Consider the following 13,134-nt stretch of genomic DNA (forward strand, 5'->3'; position numbering starts at 1 on the left):
ACCCGCAGCCGCCAAACGATCGAAAGCACCCCTCGAATAGGCGCCCCGTCACCCCTTAACCGCCCCCGTCAACATCCCCTTCTTGAAATGCCGCTGCACAAACGGCGAAAGCACAGCCACCGGCAACAAAGCCATCACCATCACAGCCATCTGCACAGCAAGCCCCGACAACTGCCCCGTCTTGATGGCCTGCCCCAACCCCACCGGCGCCTCCTGCTTCTGCACCAGCTGGATCATGACGTTCTGCAACGGCATCATGTCCTGCTCGTTCAGATACAACGACGCATTGAACCAAGCACTCCAGTACCCCACCGCATAGAACAACGTGATCACCGCGATGACGGCCCGCGACAACGGCATGACGATCTGCCAGAGAACCCGGAAATCCCCCGCCCCGTCGATCCGCGCACTGTCGATCAGCTCCTGCGAGATCCCCATGAAGAATCCTCGCAGCACCAGGATGTTGAAGACACTGATCGCACTCGGCAGGATCAACGCGAGATACGTGTCGGTCAGCCCGAGAGTCTGCACCAGCAGATACGTGGGAATGAGCCCGGCGCTGAAGAACATCGTCGCCAGCAGCGTCATCAGGATCCACCGGTGCGCCAGCGACCCGGTCCGGGACAACCCGTACGCACACAGCACGGACACGGTCATCGAGAAGGCCGTACCGACCAGCGTGACCAGCACGCTGATGATCGCGGCCCGCGTGACCTGACCGCCGCTGAGCAGTTCCGTGTAGGCGATGAAGGTGATGTCCTTGGGGATCATCACCAGCCCGCCGGCCTCGTCGATGGTCTTGCGCGAGGACAGACTGGTGACCACCACGATCCACAGCGGAAAGAGGATCGCGAAGCAGGCGAGCCCCAGGACCAGCCCTTTGCCCGCCAGCCCCACCTTGGTGGGCTCCTCCTCCCACACGGGACGAGGAGGCGCAGCCCAACGCCCGGGCGTTCGCGCGGGTTTGTCGATGACGGCGGTCACTTCTTGTACACCCCCTGCTCGCCCATGAGATGGGCCACCTTGTTCGCGGCGAGGACCAGTCCGATGCTGACGACGCCCTTGACGAGTCCGGCGGCGGCCGCGTAGCCGAAGTCCTGGTTGCGGACACCGTTCCACCACACGAAGGTGTCGAGCACTTCCGCGGCGCCCGGTCCCACCGCGTCGCGTTGCAGCAGGATCTGCTCGAAGCCGACGGTGAGGGCGTCACCGACGCGCAGCACCAGCAGCAGCGCGATCACCGGCCGCAGCGCGGGCAGGGTGACATGCCACATGCGCCGCCAGCGGTTCGCGCCGTCCATCGCGGCGGCCTCGTACAGATCGGGGCTGACAGCGGCCAGCGCGGCGAGGAAGACGATGATCCCCCAGCCGGCGTCCTTCCACACGGTCTGCGCGGTGACCAGGAACTTGAAGGTCTCCGGGTCGGTCATCACGCTCAGGCCGTCGTAGCCGTGGTCGCGCAGCAGGGTCGACAGCAGCCCGGCGCCGCCGAGCAGCTGCTGGAAGACGGCGATGACCAGCACCCAGGAGAAGAAGTGCGGCAGATAGAGAACGGCCTGCGCGATCGCCCGCACCCGCGGCCTGACCACGCTGTTGATGAGCAGCGCGAGCAGGACCGGTATCGGGAAGAACAGCACGAGCTGCAGGAAGAACAGCACCAGCGTGTTCTCGAGCGCCTGCCAGAAGGCGGAGTCCTCGAAGATCCGCTGGAAGTTCTCCACTCCCACCCATGGGCTGTTCAGGATGGAGACGATGCCGTTCTCGCTGATGTAGGGGTCGTAGTCCTGGAAGGCGACCACGTTGCCGAGAATCGGCACGTAGTTGAAGAGCAGGACCAGGACGACCGCCGGCAGCGTCATCAGCAGCAGGACGCGATCGCGCCGGAACCTCAGTCGCAGGCTCAGCTTGTCCGGAGGGCGTTTCCCCGGTGAGCCGGTGGATCCGGTGGTGCCGCCGGACTCCACCGGGGTCTTCGCCGTCGTGTCGGCCTCGGCCCTGCTCCGAGGCACCGTGCTGTGGGACACGGCCGTTCTCCTTGCCTCGGTGCCCGGTCAGTTGGCCGCGGAGCCGTTCTCGTCGAGGATCTGCTGGTACCAGTCGCGCAGCCGGTCGCCGCCCTTGCTCTTCCAGTCGGAGACCCACTGCTGCATGTCGCTGATCTTCTTGCGGCCGCGGACGACGTCGTCCTCCATCTGCTCCATGTCGTTGGTGAGGTTGGTGAAGCGGTTGGGCTCGGTGATCTGCATGCCCCAGAAGGAGGACTTCCTGGTGAAGGCACCCATCCGCTGCTGCCACTCGACCTGGCCCTTGGCGACCGCGGGAAAGTCGGGGTGCGCGGTGGTCGCGGCCGGGCTCGCCACCATGACGTAGGCGTTCATCACTTCGATGTTGCCCTGGTCGGTCTTGGTGGGGACGCCGTCCTTGACGGTGTAGTGGGTGCCCTCCACCCCGTAGTTGGTCATCATGTACTCCTTGGTGCCGTACGGCGCCGCGGTGACGTTCGCGACGGCGAGCACGTCGCGGATGACCGACTCGGAGGCCTTCTTGTTGACGAAGGCGAAGATGCCGGCGGGCTGTTCGGCCCACATGGTGGGGTTGCCGCCGTCGTGGCCCCACACGTCCATGCCCCAGACCTTGAACTCCGGGTTCTGGGCGGCCTGTTCGGCGGTGCGGCCGTACCACTGCGAGATGTTGTTGGGGTAGATGAGGAACTCGCCCGCGGCAAACTTGGGCCCCGGGTCGGGGGCGTTCTTGCCCAACTTGGAGTCGGGGTGGACGACGCCCGCCTCGAAGAGCTTGCGGGACCACTCCAGCGCTTCGAGGTACTCCTCGGTCTCGATGCGGTAGACCAGCTTGCCGTCGACCAGGTTCCAGCCGAGCGGCTTCTCGCTGCCGGAGAGCACGCCGAAGGCCTGGAAGGCGGTCCACTTCATGTCGAGGCACGCCCAGCGCTTGGCCTTGGCGTTGGTGATGTCCTTGGCCAGGGCCATGAACTCGTCGCAGGACTTGGGTACTTCGTAGCCCTCTTTGTCGAAGATGTCCTGGCGGTACAGGGGCACGATGCTGGGCGCCCACGGGGACGGCATCGGCAGACCGAGCAGCTTGCCGCCGAAGATGGAGCGCTGCCAGGCGTCCGTGGGGATCGCCGCGAGGTTGGGGTAGTCCTTGACCGCGTCGCCGGAGAGGTAGGGGCCGAGGTCGGCGAACTTGCTGATGATGGCGCTGGGTATCTTGCCGCCCATGTTCCAGCCGGGGACCACCACGACGTCCGGGATGTCGCTGGAGGCGAGCACCGCGCCGAGCTTCTGGTCGTAGGTGTTGCCGTCCTGGTTCTGCCACTGGACGTCGACACCGATCAGGCTGTTCATCCCCGAGTAGTAGGGGTTGTTGCCCTTCGGCGGCGAGCCCCAGAACGGCGACATGATGGTGACCTTGGAGCCCTTGCCGAGCTTCTTCGGGACCGAGGTCTTGAGCCCCGCGAGGTCCAGCTTGCTGGTGAAGCCGATCGAGGAGCCGTTCTTGGCGGGGATGTCCGGCACCACGACGTTGCTGGCGACGTAGGCAGGCAGGATCTTCTTCGCGTCCTTGCCCGACGTGGTCCCCTCCCGCGACCCGCTCTCCGACCCGCCGCACGCGGCGAGCAGCGGCATCCCTCCACCCACCGCCACAGCGGCGACCGCCGTGTTGGCGAGGAAGGTTCTCCGGCTGGGGGCAGCGGAGGAGGAAGCGGCGTTCGGCGTCATTGCGTCAACCCTTCATGGCGCACCAGGACACCCGGCGGGGGCCGTCGGCTGCGGTGTCTTGAGTGGAACTGGCTGTAGTCGAAGCGCTTCGATGTTGCTGTGAGGTTAAGTGAACCCCCAGGGGTGCACAAGGGTCGCTTCCAAGATTCCTCCGGCGCTCTATGACCGACCTTTTGTTATGCACCGCTTGAACTGACAGTGTTGATGTCTTGACACCCGGCCTTGCGTCGAACCAGCATCGAAGCGCTTCGAAAGAGCCGAGCCGATCCATCGCAAGGGGTTCCCCACGTGACCGCACACACGCCGCACACGCCGCCTTTTCGCGATCCGCGGCTGCCCGTCGCGAAGCGCATCGACGACCTGCTGTCGCGGCTGACCCGGGATGAGAAGACCGGATTCCTGCACCAGTTCGCCCCCGCCGTGGAACGGCTCGGCGTCGCCGCCTTCCGCACCGGCCAGGAGGCGCTGCACGGCGTGGCGTGGATGGGCCCCGCGACGGTGTTCCCGCAGGCGGTGGGCCTGGGCGCGACCTGGAACCCGGATCTCGTACGACGGGTCGGCGACGCCGTGTCCAAGGAGATCCGGGCGATGCGCGTCCGCGACGACCGCGTGGGCCTGAACGTCTGGTCCCCGACCGTCAACCTCCTGCGCCACCCCCTGTGGGGACGCAACGAGGAGGGCTACTCCGAGGACCCGAAGCTCACCTCCGCCATCGCCACCGCGTACACGCACGGCCTGCGCGGCGACCACCCGACGTACTGGCGCACGGCCCCGGTCCTCAAGCACTGGCTCGCCCACAACAACGAGACGGACCGCGCCGTCGCCTCGTCCTCCGTCCGCCCGCGCGTCCTGCACGAGTACGACCTGCGCGCCTTCCGCGAAACCGTGGAGGCGGGCGCGGTCGCCGGGGTGATGCCGGCGTACAACCTGGTCAACGGCCGTCCGAACCACGTCTCGCCGTACCTGCGCGAGCATCTGCGCACCTGGAGCGAGGACGAGCTGCTGGTCTGCTCGGACGCGGGCGCGCCGTCCAACCTGGTCGACCACGAGCACTACTTCGACACCCACGAGGAGGCGACCGCCGCCGCGCTCCTCGCCGGCGTCGACAGCTTCACCGACCACGGCACGGACAGCTCGCAGATCGTCGCGCGTGTCCAAGTCGCCCTGGACCAGGGCCTGTTGACGGAGGCCGACCTCGACGCGGCGGTCCGCCGCCAGCTCTCGGTCCGTTTCCGGCTCGGCGAGTTCGACGCGTACGACGAGACCGGCGCCTTCGACACCCCGGAGCACCGGGCACTCGCGCAGGAGGCGGCCGAGCAGGCGATCGTCCTGCTCAAGAACGACGACCTGCTCCCCCTCGCCCCCGACACCCGCCTCGCCGTCGTCGGCCTGCTCGCCGACGAGTGCAAGCTCGACTGGTACAGCGGCACGCTCCTGCACCGCTCGACACCGCTGGAGGGCCTGTACGAGCGGTTCGGCGCCGAGCGGGTGGAGTTCGCGGAGGGGGTGGACCGCGTACGGCTGCGCACGTCCGACGGTTCCTACCTGTACGTTCCCCCCGCGGACGGCGTCGACGAAGTCCGCGGCGCCGAGGGTGCGCTGGACCCCGCGCTGCTCGCGGGCCGTACGGACCTCCCGCCGCTCACCACCGACGCCACCGGCACCGAACTCGCCCTCGTCGACTGGGGCGAGGACGTCCTGACCCTGCGCGCCCCCGACGGGCGTTACCTGTCGGTCGCCGACGACGGCCGCGTACGGGCCTCCGCCGACCAGCCCGGAGGCTGGGTCGTCCAGGAGACGTTCCGGCTGGAACCGCATGAGAACGGACACCTCCTCAGGCACATCGGTACCGGTCGCCACGTCTCTGTCGCCGCCGACGGGGTGAAGGTTGCCGAGGAGAACCCGGAGATCTTCCGGCTGGAGATCGTCGAGCGCGGCGAGGACGCGGTGGCGCGCGTCGCCGCGCAGGCGGACGTGGTCCTGGTCGTCGCGGGCAACGACCCGCACATCAACGGCCGCGAGACCGAGGACCGTACGACGCTGCGCCTGCCCGGCCACCAGGAGCGGCTGCTGCGCGCGGCCCGTACCGCGAACCCCGCCACGGTGCTGACCCTGGTCTCCGCCTACCCGTACGCGGTCGACACGGCCGCCCTCCCCGCCGTCCTGTGGACCGCACACGGCGGCCAGGCGGCCGGCACCGCCCTGGCCCGGGTCCTCGCCGGTGACGTCTCCCCCGCGGGCCGCCTCCCGCAGACCTGGTACGCCGACGACGCCGACCTCCCCGACCTGCTCGACTACGACGTCATCGGCTCCCGTCAGACCTACCTCTACTTCGAGGGCACGCCCCTGTTCCCCTTCGGCCACGGCCTGTCGTACGCGTCCTTCACGTACGCCGATCTGTCGGTCCGGGTGGAGGGCGAGACGGCGCATGTCTCCTTCAGCGTCACCAACACCGGTGATGTGACCGCCGACGAGGTCGCCCAGCTCTACACCCGCGCCGTGGACCCGTCGGTCCCGCGCCCGCGCCGCGAGCTGGTGGCCCACCGCCGCATCACGCTCACCCCGGGTTCGACCGAGCAGCTGACCTTCGAACTCCCGCTGTCCGCCTTCGAGTTCTGGGACGTCGCGCACGGGAAGTGGCGGCGCGAGCCGGGCCCGTACGACGTATGCGTCGGCGCGTCCAGCGAGGACGTCCGCCTGCGGACGACCCTCGTCCTCGACGGCGAGCCGGCCGGGCCCCGCCCGGTCGCCCGACGCGGCCTGGACGCGGCCGACTTCGACGAGCAGAGCGGATCGATGATCGTCGACCTTACGAAGGCGGCGGGCGACGCGGTGACGCCCGCGGGCAGCTCAGCGGCCGAACTCGTCTACCGTGCCTGCGACTTCGGGACGGGTGTCACGCAGGTGAGTGCGACGGTGGCGGGCGTGGGCGCGGTGGAGGTGTCGCTGGACGGCGGCCCCGCACTGGCGGCCCTGGAGGCTGTCGCGGGATCGGGCCCGTACGACTACACCACCCTCAGCGCCGATTTCCATGGCGCAGGCGTGCACGACGTGTACCTCAGACTGCGCGGCCCGCTGCGGCTCGCGCATGTCGGCTTCTCCGGTTGAGGGTCCGGAGCAGGCCGGCACAGAGAAGGGGTCCGGCACCGGAAGGCATCGGTGCCGGACCCCTTCGGGCAGTCTATATGAAAATGGTTCCCATGAGCTAGAGGGCGAGCCCCGTGAGCACCAGCACCCGCTCGTAGGTGTAGTCGTCCATCGCGAACTTCACGCCCTCACGGCCCACACCGGACTGCTTGGCTCCGCCGTACGGCATCTGGTCGGCGCGGTAGGACGGCACGTCACCGATGACGACACCGCCCACCTCCAGGGCGCGGTGGGCCCGGAAGGCGGCCTGCAGGTCATGGGTGAAGACGCCCGCCTGGAGGCCGTACTTGGAGTCGTTGGCGGCGGCGAAGGCCTCGGCCTCCCCCTCGACCCTCTGCACGGTGAGGACCGGCCCGAAGACCTCCTCGCAGGAGATCGTCGTGTCGGCCGGTACGTCGGTGAGGACGGTCGGCGCGTACGAGGCGCCGTCGCGCTTGCCACCGGTGAGGAGCGTGGCACCGGCGTCGACGGCCTCCCGCACCCAGGCCTCCACCCGCTTGGCGGCGTCCTCGCTGACCAGCGGGCCGACGTCGGTCGTGTCGTCGCTCGGGTCGCCGGTGACCTGGGCCTCGACGGCGGCGACGATACGCGGGAGCAGGCGGTCGTAGACGGACGCGTCGGCGATGACCCGCTGCACGGAGATGCAGGACTGGCCGCCCTGGTAGTTCGAGAACGTGGCGATGCGGGTGGCCGCCCAGTCGAGGTCCGCGTCGGAGGCGTAGTCACCGAGCACCACGGCCGCACCGTTTCCGCCCAGCTCCAGCGTGCAGTGCTTGCGCGGCACCGAGTCCATGATCGCGTAACCGACCTTCTCGGAACCCGTGAAGGAGATCACCGGCAGCCGCTCGTCCTGGACGAGGGCGGGCATACGGTCGTTGGAGACCGGGAGGATCGACCAGGACCCGGCGGGCAGCTCCGTCTCGGCGAGCAACTCGCCGATGACCAGGCCGGAGAGCGGGGTCGCCGGGGCCGGCTTCAGGATGATCGGCACACCTGCCGCGATCGCCGGGGCGATCTTGTGGGCGCAGAGGTTCAGCGGGAAGTTGAAAGGCGCGATACCGAGGACGACCCCCTTGGGGAAGCGGCGGGTGAGGGCGAGCCGCCCCTGCCCGCCGAGGTCGGTGTCGAGACGCTGCGCCTCTCCCCCGTTGAACCGCCGGGCCTCCTCAGCGGCGAACCGGAACACCGACACCGCCCGGCCCACCTCGCCCCGGGCCCACTTGATCGGCTTGCCGTTCTCCGCGGAGATCAGCCGCGCGATCTCCTCGGTCCGCTCGACGAGACGCCGGCTGACGTGATCGAGGGCGGCGGCGCGGACGTGCGCCGGCGTCGCGGCGAACTCGTCCCGCACGGCATACGCGGCGGCGACGGCCTCCTCGACCTGCGCGTCACTCGGCACGGCAACCTTGCCTACGGTCCGGCCGTCCCACGGCGAGGTGACATCAAAACCGGCCTCGCCGGTGACCTGCCGGCCGGCGAGCCAGAAGGCGTGGGTGGAAGTCATGTCCCGGCCCTTCCGCGTTGGGGGTGTGCGATGGCTTTCGGGTCCACGGTAGGGGTGGGGAGGGGAGGAGGTGTTTGTCCGGTGCGGAGTGATGAGGAGTGGGCGCGCGCCGGTTTGGCGGAGTGGGATTTCGCCCCCGCCGCCCCTACCCGTCCCATCCTGAAGGGGCTCCGCCCCTTCGACCCCGCCAGGGGGCTACGCCCCCTGGGCCCCCGCGGGGCTCCGCCCCTGCACCCCGCTCCTCAAACGCCGGAGGGGCTGATTTTTCAGCCCCTCCGGCGTTCGAACACGAGAACCGCCATCCCCAACCCCCACCCACCCGCTGAGGGCCCGCGCTTCTCAGCACCGGTGCGTGCATTTCAGCCCGTCCGGCGTTTGAGGACGAGGCCGTTCAGGCCGAAGCGGGGGTCTGGGGGCGGCAGCCCCCAGGGATGGGACGGGTAGGGGCGGCGGGGGCGAACAAACCCGGCGGCCACTACTCGGCCGACGTCGCCTTCAGCGCCAGCCAAAGCTCCATCCGCGCATCCGGATCATCCAGCGACCGCCCGATGATCTCCTCCACCCGCCGCATCCGATACCGCAGCGTATGCCGATGAACCCCCAGGTCAGCAGCGGCCGCATCCCACTGCCCATGCCGCGACAGCCACGCCCGCAGCGAGGCGACCAGATCCCCCCGCCCCTTCGCGTCATGCTCGTACAACGGCCGCAGCAACCCGTCCGCAAACGCCTTCACCGCATCGTCCGCCAGCAACGGCACCACAGACCCCGCCGCCAACTGCTCATGCTCGACGGCCACCCGCCCCCGCCGCCGAGCCACGGACAACGCCTGCTCGGCCTGCTTGTATCCGGCCGCGGCGGCGATCGGCCCGACGGGGGCCGACAGACCCACGACCAGTTCGTCCTCGTCGGACAGCGGCTGCTCCGCCCCCGCACCCCGCGCCGCCTCCAACGCCGCCGCGAAATCCCCGCACGCGGCCACCGCGGCCCCGCCGTCCGCGGCGAGCGCCACCAGCCGCTCCCCCTCCGGCACCACCAGTACGGCCTCACCCGCCCGCGCACCCGCCGACTCCATGACCTCGGCGAGCCCGGCCAGCGCCTCCCCGTCCGCGGCGGCAGGCTCGGCGACGATCACGCGGAAGGGCGCGTCGAGCAGCCCGCCGTACAGATCCCCGGCCACCGCACGGGCATGGTCCGGCTCCCCGGCGAGCAGCATCCGCAGCACCGCCGCCCCGAGCCGCTGCTCGGCGGCGTGCAGGGGCCGGGACCGTTCCGTCGTCAGCGTCAGCAGGGCGATGGCCGAATGGACGGCGTACCGCTCGGCCGTCCCGAGCGCCGCCGCCGTACCCACCGCGAGCGCCGCCCGTGGCCGCCGGCCCGTGCCCAGGGAGTGCAGCTCGACCCGGTCCTCGTTCTCCGGCCCGCCCACGACCGAGGAGGCCGGCGCGGGCCGCTCCCGCAGGCGTTCCACGTCCGCCGTCAGCCGGGCGGCCCGGCGGCTCGCCCACTCCGGCGCGGTGGCGACGACGGCGCCCGAGGCGTCGTACAGCGCCGCCCACCCGTCGACCTGCGAGGCGAGCGAGCCGAGCAGCCCCTGGGGCCCGTCCGTCAACGCCTGCTTGGTCAGCTCGCGTTGCGCCGCGAACCCGGCCGTCACCGCCCGGTACTGGTCGGCCGCGATCGCCGCCGAGACGGCCTTGCTGATGGCGAGAAACGGTGTCCGGCGCGGCACCTCCAGCAGCGGCAGGCCCTCTTGCTCCGCCGCGTCGACGAGGGCCTTGGGGGTCTCCTCGTAATTGACCCCGACGGCGAAGCCGAGCCCGACGACGCCCGCTCCGACCAGCCGCTTCACATACCGCCGCATCGCCTCCGGGTCCTCCGCGTCCAGCTTCAACGCGGTGACCAGCAGCAGTTCCCCGCCCTCCATGTACGGCACGGGATCGGCCAGCTCACTGACATGCGCCCAGCGGACGGGCACGTCCAGCCGGTCCTCGCCGGCGCGCACGGTGAGCTTGAGCGCGGAGTGGTGGACGAGGGAGGCGAGCGTGGGGGGCATGGAGCCTTCAGGTCGGTGAGGGTTACGTGATCATTGTGATCCTTTGGCCGCCACGTATGAACGGCCTATGCAGATTCTGCCTCACCGTACGGTCGCCGCACTCCCCCCTTTCCAGCTGTCAGCCCCGCAGATCCACCAGCAACGGCGGCGCATGCTCCCCCTGCACGGTCGTCAACGACAACACCGCATGCCCCGGCGGCACACCATGCGCCAGCTCGGACGCAGACCAACGCTCCCGCTCGACCTGTCGTACGGTGACGGCTTCCGTCGTCACCGCCTTGCCGGTCACCAGCTTGCGCAGGGCGTGCATGACCCGGGTCATGGGCTGGTCGGCGAAGACGGTGTGCTGGGCGACTTCCGTGGTCTCGACCCACTCCGTGCCCCAGGTGTCGGCGAAGCGGCTGCCGTCCCACGTCGTCACCCCGGACAGGGCCATCCGGCAGCCGACCGCCCCGAACAACGGCCCGTGCAGGGCCTCCGGAACGTCGGACACCGTGCGCAGCGTGAGCACGACACCGGCGTTCTGCGAGCGCAGCCGCTGGATCCGCCGTACCGACTCCGGGGTGATGGTGCCGGTGGCGTCGTCGAGGACCAGGCTGACGAAGTGGTCGCGTGAGCCTTCCCGTACGACCCCGGCGAACTGGGCCAGCACCAGCCGGGCGATCACGCGGGAGGCCTCCTCGTGGCCGGCGTCGGGCAGGTCGATACGAACGCGCAGGGGGTGGTGGGCGACGGCGCGCAGCGAGAACGGGCGGATGGTGTCGCCGCCCGAGCCGAAGAAGTCCGCGAAGGCGGGCCGGTCCAGCAGGGCGAGCCGGTCGGCGAGCGCGGGACCGGGATCGCCGGACGTGCCGGTCTGCCGGGCGCGGGCATCGAGTTCGCGGCACATCGCCGTGTGCCCCTCACCGGCCAGCCGCTCGCGCAGGCCCGAGAGAGCAGCCGGGTCCCCTTCCAGCAGTTCCCGCAGGACAGGCATGGCCGGGAAACGACCGTACGCGGCCCGGTAGGGGCCGAGAAGTTGAGCAAGTGCCCGCGCCGCGCGCTCGGCGCCCACGCTGTCGAGGTCCCCGGCCAGTGCCTCGGCGAGGAACCCGGCCGCCTCGTCGGGGTCGTCGGTGTCTGCGTACGGGTCGAGGTCATGCACGGAGGCGGGGTCGCCGATACGCACCACGACGTCGTACGCCGAGTCCGCCCCGAGCGCCGTGCCCGCGCCGCACACCACTACGACGGCGCAACCGCCGGTGAGGGCCTGGAGCGTGAGGGACTCGGCCACCGGGGCGATCACGTGCCGAGTCTTGCCGGCACCCGACGGCCCGACGACCAGCAGCGAGGTGCCCAGCGTCTCCGGCCCGAGGGCCGCGCTCGTGCCCCCGTACGCCCTCGGGGTCCGCTCGGCGGTGGCCCACTGTCCGATGCGCACCTGCCGAGTGAGCAGGTCGTGCCGGGCCGCGCGGCCCGGCAGGTCCCGGGCTCCGGAGGGGTGGGTGAGTGCGGCGGCGCCCTGACGCAGCACGGCATCCGTGAAGGCGGCCGGCCGACCCTGGCTTCGGGCCCTGGTCCAGCCGTTCTCGATACGGGCGCAGTCCACGTCGTTCATCCGCCCGGCGAGCACTTCGGCGGTGAGCACGTCGGCGACCTCGTGCTGCCCCACCTCCCGCAGCTCGGGCCAGCGGGCACGGGGCTGCTCTGCGACGGGCGGCGGGCCCTGCCCCTGCGTGGCGCGGCTACGGGCAGCGAGCCAGGTCCGGGCAAGAGGCCACCAGGCACCGATCCGGGCGAAGGGCCACAGGACGAGGACGGTGATGAGTGTGTAGAGCACATCGGTGAGCCACGACGATTCGAAGACCTCGTACCCGCCGCTGATCAGCACGATCACGGAGAACAACGGGTCCACGACGGGCAGGGCGTCCCATCCGACGCCGGGGAAGGCGTCCGGGAAGACAAAGCTGAGGATCACCAGGGCGCCCAGGGCAGCCAGCAGGGCGCGGGCGGGCTGGGGCTTGCGGCTCACGTAGTGACGGACGACAGCAGGCCAGCTGCCGAGCCGGCCCACTGTGTAGACGAGCACGGCGAAGAAGACTCCGCTGTACACCTCCAGGGCCTCGACACCCGGGTACTGCAGAGTCTGGCCCTCCAAGCGCTTGGGAGAGGCGAGCGTGCCACCCCACCACCAGTCGTCCGGGGTGAACAGCCGCAGGATCGTGTACTGGTACGGGATCGCGCCGCGCCGCCAGAAGGACCACACCACGAGCGCCAGGGCGAGCGGAATCAGCATGCCGGCGACGGTCACCGGTTTGAGCCGCTCCGTGTTCAGCCCGGCCTTCGGCATCCGGTATCCGAAGCGCCAGATGCCGGGCCTGGCTTCGGGCCGGGCTTCGTTGAGCCAGTCGGCCACGGACGCGCCCGGACTCTGGGCCGGCCGCGGCGGCACGTTCGGCACATCTGGCGGTCCCGCCGGACGCGGCACAGGATTCGCATGCGTACCCCGCGCGTCCTGCGTCCCGTCGCTGTCCATCGCGCTTGCCCCCTGAGCAGCCGTTCCGTCCACCGTCCGCGAGTCAATCTAACGCCCCGGCAAGGGGAGTTCACCGCTAGCGGCGTGCGGCACGCGGAGCGGACCAAGACGCTCCGGATATCGTCGTCCCTTCATATCGGACGCGGTGGACGAAACGGGGATGCGCAGGTGA

At 70.2% G+C, this 13,134-nt stretch carries 7 protein-coding genes; 1 reads left to right on the forward strand and 6 read right to left on the reverse strand.

The features are described from left to right. Positions 1-48 precede the first annotated feature (48 nt). From OG828_RS15055 to OG828_RS15065, 3 genes are read right to left on the reverse strand one after another with little or no spacing between them, the layout of a single operon-like run. A complete protein-coding gene (locus tag OG828_RS15055; protein WP_328355784.1) occupies positions 49-984 on the reverse strand; it encodes a carbohydrate ABC transporter permease in 936 nt (311 codons plus the stop codon). Further along, complete coding sequence (locus OG828_RS15060) at positions 981-2,024, reverse strand: ABC transporter permease (protein WP_210578893.1); 1,044 nt, start codon at positions 2,022-2,024, stop codon at positions 981-983. The genes OG828_RS15055 and OG828_RS15060 overlap by 4 nt, the downstream gene beginning before the upstream one ends. Positions 2,025-2,051: 27 nt before the next feature. Continuing rightward, entirely contained in the window at positions 2,052-3,743 is a 1,692-nt protein-coding gene (locus OG828_RS15065; protein WP_328501419.1) for an extracellular solute-binding protein, read from the reverse strand. 288 nt (positions 3,744-4,031) lie between these two features. Between OG828_RS15065 and OG828_RS15070 the strand changes: the two genes are divergently transcribed. Next, positions 4,032-6,851, forward strand: a complete 2,820-nt coding sequence (locus OG828_RS15070; RefSeq protein ID WP_328501420.1) for a glycoside hydrolase family 3 C-terminal domain-containing protein — start codon at positions 4,032-4,034, stop codon at positions 6,849-6,851. A gap of 97 nt (positions 6,852-6,948) precedes the next feature. On the opposite strand, the gene OG828_RS15075 is transcribed toward OG828_RS15070, so the two are convergent. From OG828_RS15075 to OG828_RS15085, 3 genes are all read right to left on the reverse strand, one after another. Then, on the reverse strand, positions 6,949-8,394 hold the full coding sequence (locus OG828_RS15075; RefSeq protein ID WP_328501421.1) for an aldehyde dehydrogenase family protein: 1,446 nt from the start codon (positions 8,392-8,394) through the stop codon (positions 6,949-6,951). Between the two features lie 475 nt (positions 8,395-8,869). Beyond that, positions 8,870-10,447 (reverse strand): PucR family transcriptional regulator, encoded by a 1,578-nt coding sequence (locus OG828_RS15080; protein ID WP_328501422.1) that lies wholly within the window; start codon positions 10,445-10,447, stop codon positions 8,870-8,872. Between the two features lie 118 nt (positions 10,448-10,565). Continuing rightward, the gene (locus tag OG828_RS15085; protein WP_328501423.1) at positions 10,566-12,962 is read right to left on the reverse strand and encodes an ATP/GTP-binding protein; all 2,397 of its coding nucleotides are present in this window, start codon (positions 12,960-12,962) and stop codon (positions 10,566-10,568) included. Between the last annotated feature and the right edge of the window lie 172 nt (positions 12,963-13,134).

It is taken from the genome of Streptomyces sp. NBC_00457 (genome assembly GCF_036014015.1).
GTDB lineage: Bacteria > Actinomycetota > Actinomycetes > Streptomycetales > Streptomycetaceae > Streptomyces.